Origin of the sequence: Bacillus sp. FSL R9-9497 (assembly GCF_038005805.1) — a bacterium.
Lineage (GTDB): Bacteria > Bacillota > Bacilli > Bacillales > Bacillaceae_G > Bacillus_A > Bacillus_A cereus.
Genome location: NZ_JBBOTY010000001.1, coordinates 875,993 through 895,487, shown reverse-complemented (window position 1 = coordinate 895,487; position 19,495 = coordinate 875,993). Strand labels below are relative to the sequence as shown.

Genomic DNA, 19,495 nt, shown 5'->3' with positions numbered 1-19,495 from the left:
GATTTTTTAAATTTATCAGCGATTCAACACAATATATCAGCGATTTTTTAAATTTATCGGCGATTCGACATGCAATATCGACTTACCGACAAATTTCGCTAATTCATCTACCTAAACCACCAACCAATTACACATCAATACAAACAAAAAAGGTCACCCAAACGGGTGACCTTTCTTTCTTATTCACAAACAAGAATCTGTCTAGTAAATGACCCTTTTCTTGTAATACAGCGATCTGTAATTTCAAATCCTGCTTCATGGATCATGTCGTCCATTGTTTCCATCGTGACAACGACTACTTTTTTCGCGATGCGGCGTGCACTTGAGAGAATTGATAGTTGATCTTCTGGTGTGGCGTGCGTAAATAGGTCGTACGGCATATCGATAATGGCAACGTCGTAGTTCTCAGTAATTTCCTCGATTGGACCTTTTGTTACTGTTCCTTCAAATCCGAAATGCGCGATATTTTTTCTCGTTCCAAGAACTACAAGTGGATTTATATCTCTACCAACGATGTTAATCCCCATAGAAAGTGCTTCTACTACTACTGTTCCAATACCGCAGCACGGGTCAATTGCTCGTACTCCCTCTGGATTTGGTACAGCGATATTTGCAACTGATCTCGCAACACGTGTGCTAAGAGATGTCGAATAACTATGCGGTTTTTTTATGTGATGATACCAAACTGGTTCGCTTTCTACATAGTGCCCGAAGTACCAGCGTCCTCCAAGAGGAACAATCCCGAATACACGCTCTGGATTACGAACATCCGCTTCTCCTTCAATATGCATGCCGAGGTCTCGTTCAATAAGACGTCTTTCTCCATATTCAATTTTATTCTCTCCAACGAGGTCATTGATTTTAACGAAGATAACTTTAAATGTCGCTCCCGCCAAATCAATTTGTTCCACTTGTTTTAAGATACTTTCTAAGTCGTCCCCTTCATACATAACCTCAACGCGCTCTTTTATAAACGCACTTCTACTCGGGTCAATTTTGACATCACTTTTTAAAATATTAACGTGGGACTCCATTCCAAAGAACGAGCGCATTTCCAAGTAACATAAAGCACGCTCCTCCTCACGAAATGCATACGTATATATACAGGCAGGTGTTTTACTATGATTATTCAATCTATTATCATCCTCTATCGTTTAAAATTGTTCTGATTACAATTACTCAAATACTTTTCTTTTGTATATAAAATTAAATGATATCATATGCCGGAAATAAAGAGAAACGTTAATAAATAAAAGAGACTGCCAATGGCAATCTCTTATTATTTATTAACGGAAAGAAGACACGTTGTTACCCATTTCTTCATAGTAATCTAAAATACCTTGATAAATTGCTTCCGCTGCACTTTGTCTCTGCGCTGGTGTAGCTATTTTATCTGCATCACTTTTATTATCTACAAATGCTAATTCTGCTAATACAGCTGGCATTGTATTTTCTCTAATTACGTATAAATCGCCTTTTTTCACACCACGATCTTTTGTTCCCAGTGCATCTACAAGACGCTCTTGAATTTTTTCTGCTAGTAAACGACTTTCTGATACGTTAGGATTTGTTCCTCTTGCTGTCGCTGATTCATAGTAAAACGTTTCTGTACCTTGCCCATTTTTACTTTCCGTACCATTACCATGGATACTTACAAAAATATCCCCATTATTTTTTTGAGCAAATTCTACACGTTTCTTTAAAGAATCAGAAGCACTTGTTCCTGGACGTGTATCATCTGTACGAGTGAATAACACAGTAAATGGTGTCTTTTTCTCAAATATCTTCTGTAATCGCAATGATACATCTAATACAGTTTCACTTTCTTTCTCATAATAACCTGGATTACCTGAATCAACTCCACCATGACCTGGATCAATGATAATCGCTTTGCCCTCTAAGAAGTTACCTTGCTTCACTGGATTTAATTGATTTTTATTAACCCATTGGAAACCAGCGCCCATGCGGATACGAATCCAGCTGCCGTTCTCTTCAATAACAGTTACTTGCTGTGCGTTATGTGTTCCCATTACTTTTGAAGAAGAAGAAGCTTCTGCATAAGTAGTGAATCCTTCATTAATAACTTCTGTTTTCTCTACTAAAGGTGTCCATTTATCACCTTTACTTGTTGCAATTTTGATCCATCCATCTCGCTCTTCTTTAATTTCAACCATTTGTGGATTATGCTGATTTGCACTAATCCCAGAACTTAATGATGGTGCGTGATATGTAATGAATTTTCTATCTATGTACATTTTCTTTGTTTCTACTGGACAATCACTATTCTTGCTAAATTTATCTGTTTGCGCAGTAAGTTGAGCTGCTTGTTCACGCGTAATAGAATCATTCGGTTTCCAGCCATCCTCTGTACCTAAAGAAAGTTTTAATTCTACTAAAATATTAACTTCTTCTTTACCCCAATGATTCTCTAAATCAGCAAATTTTGTAGGAACTGGTCCTGTTACTTTGCTTTTCAGATTATATGCTCTTACAAGCATAGCTGCCATTTCAGCACGAGTTACTTTTCCTTCAGGATCAAATACTCCTGGTTCTCGCCCTTTAATAATATTCTCTTTTTCCATGGCTGCAATAAATGAAGCTGCCCAACTATTTTTTGCATCATTATAAGACGGCTTTGCATTTGGATCTATTTTAGCACCAATTGCTGTTGCGATAATCTTTGCTGCCTGAGCGCGTGTTAAATTTCCGTATGGCATAAAGTTACCATCTGGCATACCGTTAATTACATTTCTCTCTACTAAATAATAAATTGCGTCTTTTGACCACGCACTATCTGAAACATCAGGAAATTTCTTCGTTTCTGCTAAACTACTAATTGGATGTGCTAGTAAATTTGCTGCTAATAAACCTGCGGCTATTGCTTTGTACTTCATGAAAAATAAATCTCCTCTCAAAACTCCATATTCATTCATTTTTTTAATCAAGCTAACTAAAAAATATTAACTATTAATTAATTCCTTTCATAGTGTATAACATTATATATCTATAGTAAATACGTTTCCGGCCGTATAACAAAAATCGCATATATATAACTTATAATGAATGTATATAAAAAACTTTAATCAGCCCTCACCAATCGGGCTTTTACGGGCAGCCCGCCCCCATCTAACTTTTTTGCTTTCGCTGAATTTTGAGGTAGGAGTCTTACTGCCCGGCAAATAGCGGGATAAAAAAGCGATTAGGACATGTCTCCTAATCGCTTTGCCAAATAAAAAGCTGATTAAAAATAATATCTTTAATCAGCTCTCTATTATCTATGAAATTATTCTTCAATTAAATTAGACATTACATATGCATACACTAATGCTTCTGTATGCGCAATAGAACTTTCATGCGTACGTTCAAATGCGTGGGAAGAATCAATACCCGCTCCAATTAACGCATGTTTCACATCAAATCCCGCGCGAATCGCAGCTGATGCATCAGATCCGTAGTACGGATAAATATCTACTTTATATTCAATATGATTCGTTTTCGCAAGCTCTACTAAATGTTTGCGCAGTGCATAATGATACGGGCCGCTAGAGTCTTTTGCACAAATAGATACTGTATATTCATCAGATGCTTGTCCATCACCTAACGCTCCCATATCAACTGCTAAGTATTCAACAGTTTCTTCTGGAATGTTAGAGTTACCACCGTATCCAATCTCTTCATTATTAGAAATTAAGAAATGCGTCGTATATGGTAATGTTACGTTTTCATCTTGTAATCTTTTAATTAATTTTAATAAAATTGCAACACTTACTTTGTCATCTAAATGACGTGATTTTATGTATCCACTCTCTGTAATTTGAACGCGCGGATCAAATGAAACGAAGTCTCCTACTTCAATTCCTAATTCGCGTACTTCATCAGCTGAAAATACGCGCTCATCAATACGAACTTCAATATTTTTCTCATTGCGTTTTGCTTCACCTGCATCTTTATATACATGTACAGATGTTTGATGCATTAAAATCGTTCCTGTATATGTCTTGCCACTTGATGTTTCAATTTCGCAATATTCCCCTTCTACAGAGTTCCAGCGAAATCCACCAATCATAGAAAGACTCAGGCGACCATCAGGCTTAATTTCTTTCACCATCGCACCTAACGTATCAACGTGTGCCGTTAATAAGCGGTGCTGTGCATCATTTTTCCCTTTTACCGTTAAAATAAGAGCTCCCTTATTATTACGTTTCGTTTCTACGTTCCACTCACTGACATAGTTTTCAATGAAATTAATAATTTTTGCTGTATTTCCAGATGGACTTGGAATAGAGACAAGCTCCTTAATCAGTTCCATCGTTTCTTTCGTATGGTGTGCCATTGTCGTTTCCTCCTCATTTTCTCTACTATTCAGTATACAAAATTCGCCAGAAAACCTCTACTTATATAGCCTAATTTTCTAAATTGTAGTAAAATTCTTTTTAGTATACAAAAGGAGCCCTGAAATATGAATATATCAAAAAAATATATACACATTGCACTCATTTGGTTTTTAGCATCATTATTTTGTTTACAAATCTCTTATGCCATTCATACTACTACTTCTATTACAATCGGCTGGATATTAACAGCTATCTTCTTCATTATTAGCTTCATTGCAACAAGAAAGCATAGCGTTACTCAGTAACGCTATGCTTTTCCTATAAAACTATTCTTCTGAAACGTCTAATAAATAAATCCCTCTTTCAAATCCACCGCGCTCTATCTCTTTTTGCTTACGAAGGCGTTCTACATCTTCAATCGATGCACCTTCTGCACGTGCTAATGAGATGATAACTTCTAGCGCATCCGCAAGAGAATCTAGCGCATGTTCTCGTTCTTTCATAGAAGCAAATTCACGAATTTCTTCCGTTCCAATTTTCGCTAAAGCTTGTATGTATGCTTGACCTGTTAATTTTTGTGCTGTATATGTTTTTCCAGACATTAAAATCTTCTCTGGAACACGATCTCTTACTAACTTGTTATATGCTGACATCATTCATCCTCCTATATTTAATAACATCCGAGCTCTGCTTTATAGAAAAACCATTTTTTCTTCACGCACGCACTTAACATATCAATTCCTGATCCATGTGCTCTTACATGCCGAAAGAAATAGTGCTCTAAGTTTTCTTCCTTACCATATAGAGTTTGGTACTCATCTGGAATCGCTTCTTTTTTCACATCTTTTTCTTTCGTCACCCCGTCAGAAAATGCAACACTTGGATGTCCCTCAAAAAATAACGCAGTCCGAACTGCCAAAGATGGTGTACTATGCAAAACAGAATATGTAAGCAGAATAATAGTGATAACACCAATTATTTTCTTCATGTATTACTCCTAAAAAAAAGTGCTAACACAATTATACTAAAATGTGTTAGCACTTTCTCCCCTTTATCCCGAATTAACGAGCTAATAATTAGTGAGGAATGGACAAACTTTATTCCCCTTTAAATGCTGGTAAACGTTTCTCTAAAAACGCAGCAATTCCTTCTTTATGATCCGCTGTTTGTCTCATTGCATATTGACCACGCTTTTCTAATTGCAATGTTTGCTCTAAATTAGAGCGATTTACTTCACATAAAATTTGCTTCGTTTGAATCATTGCTTTAATCGGTTTTTGTGACCATTCATTAATTTTCTGTTTCACAGCCGTTTGGAAATCTTCGCCGATTACTTCATCAATTAAGCCGATATCAAGCGCTTCTGTCGCTGATAACTTCTTACCTTCCCAAATAATTTGCTTCGTCATATTTTCACCGACACGCTTTTGAAGGAAGAAATGACCGCCTCCATCTGGAATTAAAGCGATTCCAATAAAGTTCATTGCAATAACAGATGATATATCCGCCATTACATAATCAGCTGTTAACGCAATACTTAACCCAAGACCTGCAGTCGGTCCATGAATTGCACTAATAACAAGCTTTGGCATCGTATATAATGTCACGACAACTTCAGAAATGGTATTCATAATGCCATCAAACTTACTTTCATCATTACTTGAAAGCATCGATTTAATATCCCCACCCGCAGAAAAACCACGGCCGTTCCCGCATAACACAACGATATGCGCAGAACTTTCCGCTACTTCTTTCAACTTTTGTAATAACTCTTTTAAGGTCGGCTCATCCAACGCATTTAACACCTCTGGGCGATTGACCATAACCGTTGCAACGTGGCCTTCATATTTCACAACGACAGATTCTGTTTTACTTGTTATTTCCATTATATATACCCCTCTTTTCTCCATAAAGATTATACTTATATAATTATAGAAAACCACTGAAAAATCCTTCTTTTTTCTCAATTTTCTGTCTAATAATCTCGCAATTTGTACATTTACCGTATAAAACATACAATTCCGTTGAAAAATATAGAAATTAAAGTCGGTTTATCCATGCTTTTCATCTATTTACCATTACAATGAAATGGTGTATTCTTAAGTTTGATAAAAAACAAATATTGAAATTCATTCGCCTTACTATGTAAAAAAGGCTTTATACCCATCTTTTGGGTGTTGTAATAAAGGAATGAAGAACTGGAGGAACATATGGTTAATAAGTTGAAACAAACGGATAACTACTTCCCACATTTCCTATTGCTATTCATTGTGTTTCAACCAATTTTAGATTTATTAACATCTTTTTCAATCTATATACTACACATGAGCGCAACAGTTGGAGTTGTAGTCCGTTTCGCCTTTATGCTTCTTGCATTAGGGTACCTACTTCTTCATCACAAACAACAAGATGCGAAAAAGTACATCCTCTATTTATGCTTACTCGGAATCGCACTCGCAATTGGTCTTGTAAATAATATGATGGTTAAATCTCCAGTTTCATTTGGAGAAGAAGTTAAATTCATCTTAAAGAGCGTATATCCAATTGTGCTACTGTTTGGATATATTATCGCCTTTAAAGAGCTAAAAAATAAAGAGTATGTATTTCATAAAATCATTACATATTTCTTATATGCAACTTTAATTTTAAGCATTACAATGATTGTCGCAATGCAAACTGGAACGGATTTCCCAAGCTATCCTCACTCAAAAATCGGTTCAAGAGGTTGGTTCTTCGCTGGAAATGATTTAAGTTCTCTTTTCGCCATTATGTTCCCAATCATTGTCTTATATTCGATTCATAAAACAACTTCTTTCTCGAAAATATATTACTGGATTCCAACAATACTTGCGATGTATGCAAGTATTATGGTCGGAACGAAAGTCGGATATGGCGCAATTGTTATTACATTAGGCGTAGCACTTTTCTTCTCATTCATTGAATATATGATAAATCGTAAAAAAGAAGGAAAAGGATTCACACATATTGTAAATACCGTTGTTGTCGCAGTTATACTAGGAGGTTTAATCGCTCTTACACCGCATACTCCTATCGCAAAAAATATGGGCATTCACATGCAAATATACGAATACAAAAAATCAGTGCAAGAAGAGAAAGATCGAAAAGAAGGAAAAGTAATTAAAGCAGATCCAGAAGATGCAAAAAAACATGCAAAAGGTGAACTTACAGATTCTGAAGTAAAAAGTTTAATTTACAGTGATCGCGACAAATTCTTAAAAACATACAAACAATACTATAAAGACGCACCGCTTTCACAAAAACTATTCGGAATGGGTTACGCTGGTAACTACACAGATAAAATTAAATTAATTGAAATGGACTTCCATGACCTATTTTTCGCCTTTGGAATTGTCGGTTTCCTTATTTACTTAATACCTCTTCTATACTTTGGTATTAAATTATTTATCCGCATGATCACAAACTTTAAGAAAATCATGAGCGTAAAGTATATGCTATTAGCAAGCACACTCGTTCTATCACTTGGCATTGGCTTTATGTCTGGCCACGTATTAACAGCGCCATCCGTTAGTATTTTCTTCGTTGTTATACTCGCTTATATCATTGTTGATTTTGAAATTGAATAAAAAGAAGGTGCTACGAAATATTAGTAGCACCTTCTTTTTTATTTAATTAATGTTTTACGTATTCTAAACTTTCTTTTGCAATATACGCTTCTGTTACAGTAGGATTATCTGAAATAACTTTAACCCACGCTTTTCCATTTATTATTTCTTCACCAGTAACTGTAACAACTACATTTGTATTTAAACGATACAGTCGCTCATTTGATATACTAGGATTCTTTTTCACTTCCACGTTATTCATCACACGTGCAAGTTTGTACTTGTTGTATTCTTTTTTACCTAAATAAGAATCAAAACGGTTCATATGCCCCGCTACTTTTTTACCCCAGTTCGCATCAGATGCATATTTCGCATTTAAACCAGCAGCTTTATCACCTGTATATGTTGCTGTATAACGCCAATGTCCTGGATTTAAATATCCTTCATTCATGTATAATTTTGCTGCATGTTCAATACAATCTTCTTTTGAATTGAATGCCTCTCCGTTACCATACGGACTATCGTCTGTTGCTTTTAAACCAAATAAATTATTTTTGTCTTTTGCAAGAGCGCTTGTTCCATAATAACTTTCATGAATTGCTAATGAATATAAGAATAATGCATTTACATTATACTTGCTTTCTACTTCTTTAAATTTCTTTCCTAAACCAATTAATGGAGAGTCTGGCTTAATCGATTTCACATAACTATCTAGTTGTTCAGCTGTATAATCTGTTTTCGAACGTAATGATAAATAATTGAAATATTGATAGAAAGTTTCGTCTCCGAATGTCTTTCCATCTACACTATACATTTGCTGTCCTTGCTTCATGAAAGAAGGTGCCACACCATATCTAAATTCTGTATATCCAGGTGAAGTTGTATTATATGTATAATATTTATGGTATAAATATCCATCTGATTTCACATAATAAGACGACTGTTTCATTTCATTTGTAGGAATTAAAGTGATTTCATTCTTCTTCACATAACCTGTTAAACCAGAAAGTTGAACTTTCACACGATCTTCGCCAACTTCTAACACTTTCAATTCTGTTCCATACTGAATATACGTATATACTGTTGACAAATTCTCATCATAAATATTAATGATGTTTTGCCCAGTTATTCTTTTCGCACTTGCAAAACCATCTTTAATCCATAAAAATTCGTTCTCGTATTTTACCGCATTCATACCTTTATTTTGAGCAGCCGTAACCGCTTCTTTATACGTATTATAGCGCTCTACTTCTTGCTCTGTTCCGTTTTCTCTTACATTTGTCACAACATATTTCTTAGTTTCTACAGGATTGCTATTTCCGTTTTTTTCAATCGTCTGAAGCATACGATCCAACATAGCTGAAGCCATCCCTCTTGTAGCTGATAAATGTGGTCTAAATGTATTATCTTCTGGATACCCTTTAATAATTTGAGTGGCCACCATAACTTGTACATGCTCTTTATAGTTAATACTATCTTTATCAGTAAAGGTAAGCGGACTTACAGCTACTTTAATATTTTTATAGTCTAACGCTCGCTTTACCATTATCGACATTTCTTCACGTGTAATCACATCATTTGGTGAGAATGTCTCGTTCGTACGACCATTAATAATTTTCGCTCCATATGCTCTACTTACACCATCATATAAACCGTAAGTCTTCGGCACATCCTCGAAATTCGAATCAGCTTTCGGTAAATTTAAAGCCCTTGCTATGAATGTAGCAAACTCTGCTCTTGTTACTAATTTATCAGGCGCATATACATTGTCTCCATACCCCATTAAAACTCCTTTAGTAATAAGTGAGCGCATATTCGTCTCAAACATATGTCCTGTAATATCATCATTTGCCGCATAACTTGAAATAGGAGTTAAAAGTAATGATCCCGTTAATGCCACTGCTGTTATACCTTTTGAAAAAGTCTTCAAGTTTACCCTCCTCGTAATCTACGAATTTATTATCACAAATTTGATTATATAATAATCGCAATCATTTTAGCATAATAAATAGGAATTAAAATAAAACGTTTTTGTAATTGGAATTTTCATTAAATTCAAAACAAAAATAAAAGACACTTTACTTTTTTAATAAAGTGCCTTTTTCCATATGATCAATGAGTTTCTTTGTTGCCTGTTTGCCTTGCAACCGAAGCTCATCTATTGTCAATTGTAACTCTTGCTGCACAGTTCCTTGTTGCATTAATTGCTTTTTCGCAATTTCATATAAATACTCAGCACTCCATTCACCATCCACACTCCCTATAACTGGCTGATTCACTTGACTTAAAAACGAATCAATTTTCGGATCGTATGAAATCCCGACCATTGGAGTTTTGGCTACGGCAGAAAAAACAAGTGCATGAAGACGCATACCAATTAGTAATGAACATTGTGATAAAATGAATATTTTCTCGTCGATATCCATTTTATACGGAAGCATATACGTCTCTTCTCCCATTAAGTCTACTACTTCACGCGAAGCTTTTTGATCAAATGGCTCATGCATTGGAACAAATAGAATTTGGTATCCTTCTTGCTTTAATTTTTTTAGTGCCGCAGCTAATTTTTTTATATAATCTTCTTTTGCATTCCAATAACGCACACTAACCGCAATTACTTTTCCATGTATCGAATGCTTTTGCAACCAATCCGATTGTTTTGTCCGTTTCCATGTTAAAACAGGGTCTGGAACAATTTCAATATCGTTTTTTATGCCAAGTTCTTTTAAATATAAAAACGAATCCTCATCTCGAACTGATACATAGGAAGCTTTTGACAAGTTCCATTTTACTAATAGACGATTATATCCTTTTGTAATTGGACCTATTCCTTGTGAATAAATATAATACGGCTTTTTTAATAATCGAGCGAGTCCCATAATACCCGTATAATATAGAATACTCTTCGTACTTGTCTGATCTTGAAGAAGGCTCCCGCCACCGCTAATAACTCCATCACTGTTTTTTATCGCATGATAAACAGCTTTTATATCCCAGCGATCTACCGATTCTACACCATACATTTCCTTTGTATATTTAGAATCATTTGATAGTACTACTAGTTCTATATCCGGGTTCTCTTTACTTAACGATTCAATAATTGATTGTAGAATCGCCTCGTCTCCAACATTATAAAAACCATAATATCCTGATAAGACTAAACGCACCCTAAATCTCCTCCAAAACTAGGTAACCGTTTATTTCATCTAACATAAACTAGTACCCATTCCTTACCTAAACACTTGATACCCTACATAGTTTCCTCTTTATCAGTTCATATGAATTATAATAAAAAATTAAATTTCTATATTTATCTTTTCAAAAATGGTATTTTGTTTATTGATATCCATTTTAATTTCAAAGCACATACACCATACAAAATGGTTGTAATACTTAATGCTATACCACTGAATAATAACGTCATAATTCTTGAAGTTGTAACATCTATCACATTACATAATTCATACAATCCTAGTCCCAAAATACATGCTATTGCTAGCACACCGAAAAAGCTTTTTAAATGAATAGAATAGGCAATATAGCTTCGAATATACAAATGATTTACAATACAAATCAATACGTAAGTAATTAGTGTACTATACGCCGCTCCATCTATGCCAAACTTCTGCACGAACATAATGTTTAACATGACTTTCACACAACTCGCACCAATAACAATCCATGCAGCTTGTGCAGAACGGTTAATGCCCTGTAAAACACCTATTGATAATACCATAACCGCAGTAAAATACGAACTGCCAATCATAACTGTTAACATACTACTGCCTTTTACATCTGTGAACAATCCGACATTTAACGGTACTGTTAATGCCATCAACCATATTGTTAACGGTGCTGTCAAAACATGCGCTAGTCGATTTGTATTTTGAATTGTTATTTTCGCCAAATTTATATCTCTTTTGGCCAATGCGGAAGTTAAGAGTGGTATTAACGGAAATACAATTGCACTTGCAAAAATAACAATTATTTGCGTGAATGCAAAACCGCGACTGTATATTCCAAATTGTTCTTGAATTTCTGTTGATGATCCTTGTAATACATGCGGTATTGTAAGCGAGTCTACTAAATTTAAAAGTGGCATTGATAAAGCTCCGATAGCGATTGGGATCGATACCCGCAATATCTTTTTGCCGTTTTCTCTTAAATCTCGGAGCGAATAGGAATTGCTTTTATTGTAGTATGGACTTCTATTATATTTTATACGCAAATATATAAGCGAACTAATGACTCCAAGAAAAGAGCCAACCATCGCACCACTAGTAATAACAGTATTACTCTTATCCCATGATACTAGTATGTAAGCAATTATTAACATAAAAAATACACGTACAAATTGCTCAATGACCTGTGATACCCCTGTTGGTTTCATATCACCGAAACCTTGAAAATACCCTCTATACACCGCCATGTATGGCGCAATGAGTAATGCTAATGAAGTAATAAGCAACGGCATTCTAGTTTCTTGTCCACCGAGCATATTCGCAATTTCAATAGAAAATAATACAATGACTAAACAGCCGAAAACGCCAAATGCTATCCCAATAATTGACGCTGATTTAAATAATTTCGCAATTTCCTTTTGCTTATTTTTTTCGTTCAACTCTGCAATTAGTTTCGAAATTGCAAGTGGAACTCCGGCTACCGATAATGTAAGAGCAATCATATATACAGGAAAAACAAGACGAAAAATACCGAGCACTTCATCTCCTGCAATATTTTGTAATGGAATTTGAAAAAAACTACCAAGCAATTTTGACAAAAAAGTTGTAATGGTTAAAATTGCTGCTCCTTTTACAAATGTTTTATTCATATTTTTTCTCTTTTCTTTTATACATATACTCTCAAACATATTGTTTTAAGCGATAGGGATTCATTTTATCCCATTGGTTATCATAACAAATTTATTATAGGTTGAATACTTGGTTTTTTTTTCAAAATAGAAAAGCGAACCCATTTAAGCCTGTCTCTTCACAATATTTTTCTAATTCCTTCCATTATATATGTACACACTATAAGCGTTTCTGTTACGCCAAAAGAGCCCTTCCTCTCTGTCACTGCGATACATATTACTAAAAACATTATAAAAACATCCCACAACTCTACATTATAATTTATGTAAAATTGTGAGATATTCTAATTACTATCTAAACACTTAAGATTTTCAATTGCTCTTTCTGTTCATCGCTTGCCATTACTGCGATTGTTTTTTCAATACTCGGATGTACTTGCTCAAGCTTTACACTTGCTCCTACTTTATTTGATTGCTCAACAAAATTTAATAATGCCATAGCTCCTGATACATCCATATAACGCACATCTTTCATACGTAAAACAACCGGTGACTTCACATCTTGTAAAGTAGAGAAAATACGATCTACTGATAGGAAAGAGAGCGGCCCTTGAATTGTGTACGTTTCTTCTTTTTCTTTTACGATAGAAGTTTTACGTTCTTTACATTTCACCATATATATGATGAACGAAAGAATAATACCAAAGGCAACAGCAATCATTAAATCGAACTTCACCGTTACAATCATCGTTACGAGCATAACAACGACATCACCTTTAGGAGCGACATGCATCTTTTTCATGCTTCCCCAATCGAACATTCCAATACCAGTTAAAATTAAAATACCTGATAATACAGCAAGTGGAATATATTGTACGACCGAACCAAGACCCATAATAAAAATAAATAAGATAACACTATGCATACATGCCGAAAGTGCCGTTTTACCGCCACTTCTTATATTCACGATAGACCTTACAGTCGCACCTGCACCTGCTAATCCGCCAAACAATCCGCTCATCATATTACCGATACCTTGTCCAACGAGCTCTTTATTACTTTTATGACGTGTACCTGTCACATTATCCATTACGACCGATGTTAACAACGAGTCAATCGACCCTAACAAAGCAATACTAAGCGCTGGTAAAATAAGTGCTGCTATTCCTGTTCCACTTAAAGATGGAATATGAAGCGTAGGTATCGCTTCTGGAATAGTTCCAATCTTTTCAATTACTTTATTTAGTGAAAGATTTCCGATAATCGGTAACTTTACTGTAAGTCCTTCGAGTAGAGAAGAAAATAAAGGAAGCAAAGCTGTCACACCGACTAGTGCTACTAAACTAGACGGAATCGCCTTAATCCATTTACCAGAAACAATCATTACAATAATCGTTAACACAACAAGTAGAAAACTATTTTGTACGTGTTTTATTTCGCCTAAAATAATGATTAATGCAATACCATTCATAAATCCTGAAACGACAGGATACGGAATATATCGAACGTAAGAACCGAGCTTACATACACCGAATAAAATTTGAAATAATCCTGCCATCATAAAGGCAATAAAACTTGCCTCTAACCCGTGCGTCGCAATAACTCCTGTTGCAATAACGGTAATCGGTCCAGTTGGCCCTGTTACTTGCCCAGGTGTCCCGCCAAATAACGCTGCGAATAAACCTGCAAAAATTGCACCATACAATCCAACAAGCGCTCCCTCAGACGTTCCTGTCGCAGCAATACCAAACGCAATCGCAAGTGGTAACGCAACAATCGCAACAGTAAATCCTGCTAAACATTCCTTTGCTATTTTTTGAAACATAAAAAAACCACCTTTGTATAAAGTCCATGTTCCATTGTACACCTAAAAAGATACATTCGTTAGCTCACTTTTTACATTCTCGTGACGTAAACGTATTCAACGAAAAGTTTTCCCCTTATCTTTGGAAACAATTGCAACTATGCTATAATGAACAAATTAAATCTTTTACTATATACTTGGAGGCACTATGCTAACTTTTGAAGAAAAATTATCGATTATTGAATCTTTCCCAGAACTAGAAAGAAAGAACGTATCATTAAAACGTGTAAACTTCCACTTTGAAGAAAGTCGTTTAGATAAAAAGAACGTTGTATTTCATTTACACCCAAATGGAAATGGATTTGTATATGCAAGCGGTATTAAAGGTTATAAAACAGATGATAAAGGTATGGTTAACATCCGTGAGTTTTCAGCAGAGGAGTTACGTTCAGTAATTGAGAAATCAATTGACCTTCTATCACAAGAAGAGGTAGTAGCACCTGTAGAACCTGCGAAAGAAGAAGAATGGCAGAACGAAGATGGTCATATTCTTACTCTTATTTCAGAGGATGACATGTGGAACGTGTACGCTGGTGTAAACTTAGACGGTACATTCAACTCTTATCCAGAAGCTGCGGAATACCTTGATGAAGAAGGCTTTTCACGCAAATAAAAATAGAAACCTATTTCATTCAACGACTTTTATAGTAATCAAAGAAGACACTTAAGGTGTCTTTTTTTGTTATATAAACTCCTTTCTCACACTATCTCTACTAATTTTCATAAAATGATTCAGAGGAGGTTTATATGAATACAACTGCTAAATTAATAAATTGGAAAGAACATGGCGATATGATTATTCTAGAATGTGAATTAAATGGAAAACGCTTCGAGATATCAACATATAAACAAAGAATATATAATGCACACCTTTTATCAGATGACGTTTATATTCGTTTAGACTCATCTGATAATATAATTGGAATAAATATTTATAAAAAGTAAGAAAAGCCCCCTATTCCGTAGGCGGGCTTTATCTTTATCACACAATATCAGAGTATACTCTCTTTTTTTCATACAGTTTATGTAATTATACATATTCATCAAAAATACACTAAATGAATATTACATGTAGTAAAATATAACTTGTGGGCACGTTCTATAAAGCAGATTCTTTTAAAAGGCGTAACATATCAATTATTATAGGGGATGTGGCGTCACTTCAATATTGATCTCAAATCTCTTGTCTTTTGTGAACTAACAATCTAGTGTATATAGACGATTCTGCTTTATAGTATGTGTTTACACTCATAACAAAGGGGTAATGGTAATACGGATAGATTCGTATGAAATGAAATGGTTCAAGTCGAAGAGAGGCACCTTAGGGTGCCTTTTCTTTTTGTATTACATCCACTTTGTTTTTCCACCTTATTTCAAATGCGCTAATTAACCTTCACCAAGAAGAAATGAGAATTAACAAAGATATTGTTTCTTCTGTTTAATATAGAAAAATGAAGGATACCCCATAGATATGGGGCATCCTTCATTTTCTATTTTTTCGCACCTTTCAACGACTCCCTCAGTACAAACTTCTGCAACTTCCCGCTCGCATTACGAGGGAGTTCATCTACAAATAAATAATGACGCGGACGTTTATAATCTGCTAGTTCATCACTTTCTTTGCAATACGTTTCTAAATCAGCTTCTGTTATTGTTTCATCTTTCTTCACAATAACTGCCACAACACGCTCTCCCCATAATTCGTCTGGCTCACCAAGTACCGCCACATCTAATATACCAGGATGACTATGAAGGAAATCTTCAATTTCACGAGGATAAATATTTACGCCACCGCTAATTACCATATCATCAACGCGATCAGCAACGAATAAATAACCGTCTTTATCAAAATAGCCTAGATCACCAGAATGATACCATCCTTTATACATCGATTTTTTATTCGCTTCTTCACGATTATGATAGCCAGCCATCATAGTTGGGCCGCGCAAAATAATTTCTCCCACTTCATAAGGAGGTAATACATCCTCTGGTTCTGCCGGTTCATCCTCGTTCGGTTTCACAATACGAACTTCATGGCTAAAGCATGGCGTGCCTGCTGAACCAGCTTTCGTAATTTGATCCTCCTCTACGAGAAACGCAACAACTGGTCCCATTTCTGTCATTCCGTATATTTGAACAAGATCAATATAAAGGCGTTCTTTACATTCCTTCACTAACGCCGGTGCCATTGCTGCTCCGCCGTATATACCAATCTTCATCGAAGTTAAATCATACTGAGCTAAATCTTTTTGCAACAACATATTCCACATCGTCGGCGCTGCAAAGAACGTCGTAATCTTTTCTTCTTGAATCGTATGTAATACTGTTTCTGTATCAAAATGATGCAAAATAACATTCTTTCCACCAACTTGAATGCGTGGTATGATTCCGGCATTTAATTCACCACAGTGATATAAAGGCGCCACAACAAGCCCTACACTATCTCTATTATATTTAAGGAAATACGTACAAATCATACTATGCTCAGTCATTTCACGATGACGATGTAATACGCCTTTCGGATGACCTGTCGTACCGCTCGTATAAAGCATTGAACAATAATCCATTTCATCAATTTCGATATTTACTTTCTCAGAAGATGCTGCATTCACTTTTTCATGGTAGGAACTTGCATAGGAAGGTTTATCGTTTTCTATAGACCAAAAAGATGTATTTGGAAAATCTCTTTCAATTATAGCAACAGTTGACTCAACTGCTTTTTCAAAGACAACGACTTTCGAGGATGCGTCCTGGAGAATATAAGATACTTCTTTCGCCTTTAAGCGGAAATTAATCGGGTTAAAGATCGCTCCAATTTTCGCACAGGCTAAGTAAACGTTTACAAATTCACGGCAATTATATAAGTAAACAGATACAGTATCTCCCTTTCTTACCCCTTCTTCTAATAGAGCGTGCGCCGTTTTATTTATTTGTTCATCCCACTGTTTATACGTCCAGCGAATATTCTTTTCAGGTTCCACTAACGCCTCTTTATTCGGATACTTACCAACTGATAAATCAAAAATTCTCCCTATCGTCATGTACATGCCAACAATTTCCCCCTTTTCTCTTTCATAAATCTATCATTTCGTCCATAAGTAGACATTGTCCTTTAATGATTTGACCAATTTTTCTGATTATTATCGACATAGTTTTACATACGGTGCCGCTAAACGGTAAATGAAATTATATCAGCGATTTTCCAGATATATCGACCGTAACTTGAAATATATCAGCGATTTTCAAAATATATCAGCGCAACTCGAATTATATCAGCGATTTTTCGAATATATCGACTTACCGACAAAAACTGACAAGATATAATCGGACCGCCCGTTACTGCAGGATAAAAAGAGGTTGTTCCGACTCGGAACACCCTCTTTCTTCTTATGCAAATAGCTCTTCTAAAATTTTCAGTTTATCTTCTGTATATTTTACGAAGCCATCGTTATATGATTTTGGATCTTTCGGATTTGCGAAGTGAGTAATTGCTCCCGTCTTCGGATGAACAAATTTACTTGATGCACCACAGCCAAGTCCGATAATTGATTGTACTTCTTCCATAATGACAATGTTGTAAATACTTTCTTGCGTCGGCATTGCATAACCAACGTTCTCTAAGTTACCTAAAATATTCTTTTGACGATATAGGTAATATGGTACGTAATTATGCTTTTGCGTCCACTCTTCTGCTTCGTGCATCATCGCTGTAATTTCTTCGCGACCTGCTACTTTATATTTACGTTTGTTTTGCGTCATTTCAGAAGCACGTTTAAATGATAACGTATGAACTGTTAATGATTCTGGCATTAACTTTTCTGTTTCATCTAACGTATGCTTGAAGATATCTAACCCTTCACCAGGAAGACCAATAATTAAGTCCATATTAATATTGTTCATTCCCATTTCACGAGCTAAATGGTATTTCTCAATTGTTTCTTCTACAGTATGATGACGTCCAATTGCTTTTAGTGTCTCTTGATGGTATGACTGTGGATTAATACTAATACGGTCAATATTCCATTTATTTAACACTTCTAGCTTTGCTGGCGTGATCGTATCTGGGCGACCTGCCTCAACTGTTACTTCACGCACATTTTTCACATCTGGGAATGCTTCATACATTTCTTCATACAGCATATCCATCTCTTCTGCTGTAATACTTGTAGGTGTACCGCCGCCGTAATAAATCGTCGTAACTTTTACACCTTTTTCTTTTAAAAACTTACCAATTTCACGAACTTCATAATGTAAACCACCCAAGAACGAATCAACAGAGCCTTGGCGTCCATTAATCGCATAAGCCGGGAATGTACAATATGCACATTTCGTTGGGCAGAACGGAATACCGATATAAATACTTACTTCTTCTTTCAAACGGTATAAATCCGGAACAACTGCTAATTGGCAATCAACAATGCGCTGAAGAAGTTCAATTTTCTCTTCATGAATTAAATAACTTTCACGAAGCTCTTGATGCGCTTCTTCTTTTGACATACCATTTTGAAGCATTTTATGAAGAAGTTTCGTCGGACGTACTCCCGTTAAAATACCCCAGCTTTGTTCAATACCAGTTAACTGCTGAAGAACAGAAAGATATACATAAGAAACAACGTGCTTCACTTGCTTCATACGCTCTTTTTCATCTGTGAAAGCAGATAAATCTTTCGAGAATGTTTCTTCATACACATTTCCTGTGCTAACATCCGTTAATCGAGCGGATGCTTTCACATTATCCTCAATGTGTATATCAACGATAAGATTCGCTTCCTCTTGTTCAAATCCAATCGTACTATCTTCAAAAAATAAGCCGCCAATATTTTGTAGCGGACGTAAAAAACGATCATCTTGTAACGTTTTAATTGAAATTAACAACATTATCACCTTTTCATTTGCAAACTCT

General features: G+C 35.4%; 16 protein-coding genes. 4 read left to right on the top strand and 12 right to left on the bottom strand.

Features of this window, described 5'->3' with window-relative positions:
- Positions 1-179 precede the first annotated feature (179 nt).
- From MKY21_RS04600 to MKY21_RS04590, 3 genes are all read right to left on the bottom strand, one after another.
- Entirely contained in the window at positions 180-1,133 is a 954-nt protein-coding gene (locus tag MKY21_RS04600) for a TRM11 family SAM-dependent methyltransferase (protein WP_001059316.1), read from the bottom strand.
- Positions 1,134-1,286: 153 nt separating this feature from the next.
- The gene (locus MKY21_RS04595; protein ID WP_341075545.1) at positions 1,287-2,894 is read right to left on the bottom strand and encodes an N-acetylmuramoyl-L-alanine amidase; all 1,608 of its coding nucleotides are present in this window, start codon (positions 2,892-2,894) and stop codon (positions 1,287-1,289) included.
- Between the two features lie 389 nt (positions 2,895-3,283).
- Positions 3,284-4,333, bottom strand: coding sequence for a M42 family metallopeptidase (locus MKY21_RS04590; protein WP_000930087.1), 1,050 nt, complete (start codon positions 4,331-4,333; stop codon positions 3,284-3,286).
- Between the two features lie 126 nt (positions 4,334-4,459).
- Here MKY21_RS04590 and MKY21_RS04585 point away from each other — a divergent pair, with 126 nt between their 5' ends.
- Positions 4,460-4,639, top strand: a complete 180-nt coding sequence (locus tag MKY21_RS04585; protein WP_001027085.1) for a hypothetical protein — start codon at positions 4,460-4,462, stop codon at positions 4,637-4,639.
- A 21-nt stretch (positions 4,640-4,660) separates the two neighbouring features.
- Here MKY21_RS04585 and MKY21_RS04580 read toward each other — a convergent pair whose 3' ends face one another.
- From MKY21_RS04580 to MKY21_RS04570, 3 genes are all read right to left on the bottom strand, one after another.
- Entirely contained in the window at positions 4,661-4,987 is a 327-nt protein-coding gene (locus MKY21_RS04580) for a nucleoside triphosphate pyrophosphohydrolase (RefSeq protein ID WP_001277350.1), read from the bottom strand.
- Between the two features lie 17 nt (positions 4,988-5,004).
- The gene (locus MKY21_RS04575; protein WP_000720152.1) at positions 5,005-5,322 is read right to left on the bottom strand and encodes a hypothetical protein; all 318 of its coding nucleotides are present in this window, start codon (positions 5,320-5,322) and stop codon (positions 5,005-5,007) included.
- A gap of 109 nt (positions 5,323-5,431) precedes the next feature.
- Positions 5,432-6,244 carry an enoyl-CoA hydratase gene (locus MKY21_RS04570; RefSeq protein ID WP_001999174.1) on the bottom strand — a complete coding sequence of 271 codons (813 nt, stop codon included), beginning with the start codon at positions 6,242-6,244 and terminating at the stop codon, positions 5,432-5,434.
- A gap of 300 nt (positions 6,245-6,544) precedes the next feature.
- Between MKY21_RS04570 and MKY21_RS04565 the strand changes: the two genes are divergently transcribed.
- Entirely contained in the window at positions 6,545-7,939 is a 1,395-nt protein-coding gene (locus tag MKY21_RS04565) for an O-antigen ligase family protein (RefSeq protein WP_000247536.1), read from the top strand.
- A gap of 46 nt (positions 7,940-7,985) precedes the next feature.
- On the opposite strand, the gene MKY21_RS04560 is transcribed toward MKY21_RS04565, so the two are convergent.
- The 4 genes from MKY21_RS04560 to MKY21_RS04545 all read right to left on the bottom strand — a co-directional run bounded on the left by MKY21_RS04560 (position 7,986) and on the right by MKY21_RS04545 (position 14,553).
- The gene (locus MKY21_RS04560; RefSeq protein WP_341075542.1) at positions 7,986-9,848 is read right to left on the bottom strand and encodes an S-layer homology domain-containing protein; all 1,863 of its coding nucleotides are present in this window, start codon (positions 9,846-9,848) and stop codon (positions 7,986-7,988) included.
- A 148-nt stretch (positions 9,849-9,996) separates the two neighbouring features.
- A complete protein-coding gene (gene csaB / locus MKY21_RS04555; RefSeq protein ID WP_001241591.1) occupies positions 9,997-11,085 on the bottom strand; it encodes a polysaccharide pyruvyl transferase CsaB in 1,089 nt (362 codons plus the stop codon).
- A 143-nt stretch (positions 11,086-11,228) separates the two neighbouring features.
- Complete coding sequence (locus MKY21_RS04550) at positions 11,229-12,749, bottom strand: putative polysaccharide biosynthesis protein (RefSeq protein ID WP_016117270.1); 1,521 nt, start codon at positions 12,747-12,749, stop codon at positions 11,229-11,231.
- Between the two features lie 334 nt (positions 12,750-13,083).
- Complete coding sequence (locus tag MKY21_RS04545) at positions 13,084-14,553, bottom strand: SulP family inorganic anion transporter (RefSeq protein ID WP_000486650.1); 1,470 nt, start codon at positions 14,551-14,553, stop codon at positions 13,084-13,086.
- 187 nt (positions 14,554-14,740) lie between these two features.
- On the opposite strand from MKY21_RS04545, the gene MKY21_RS04540 reads away from it, so the two are divergent.
- Entirely contained in the window at positions 14,741-15,205 is a 465-nt protein-coding gene (locus tag MKY21_RS04540) for a hypothetical protein (protein ID WP_000954998.1), read from the top strand.
- 134 nt (positions 15,206-15,339) lie between these two features.
- Positions 15,340-15,537 (top strand): hypothetical protein, encoded by a 198-nt coding sequence (locus tag MKY21_RS04535; protein WP_001098260.1) that lies wholly within the window; start codon positions 15,340-15,342, stop codon positions 15,535-15,537.
- 545 nt (positions 15,538-16,082) lie between these two features.
- Here the strand turns inward: MKY21_RS04535 and MKY21_RS04530 are convergent.
- Together MKY21_RS04530 and MKY21_RS04525 are read right to left on the bottom strand one after the other, a co-directional pair.
- A complete protein-coding gene (locus MKY21_RS04530; RefSeq protein WP_025966923.1) occupies positions 16,083-17,639 on the bottom strand; it encodes a fatty acid--CoA ligase in 1,557 nt (518 codons plus the stop codon).
- Between the two features lie 340 nt (positions 17,640-17,979).
- A complete protein-coding gene (locus MKY21_RS04525) occupies positions 17,980-19,470 on the bottom strand; it encodes a coproporphyrinogen III oxidase (RefSeq protein WP_001999181.1) in 1,491 nt (496 codons plus the stop codon).
- Between the last annotated feature and the right edge of the window lie 25 nt (positions 19,471-19,495).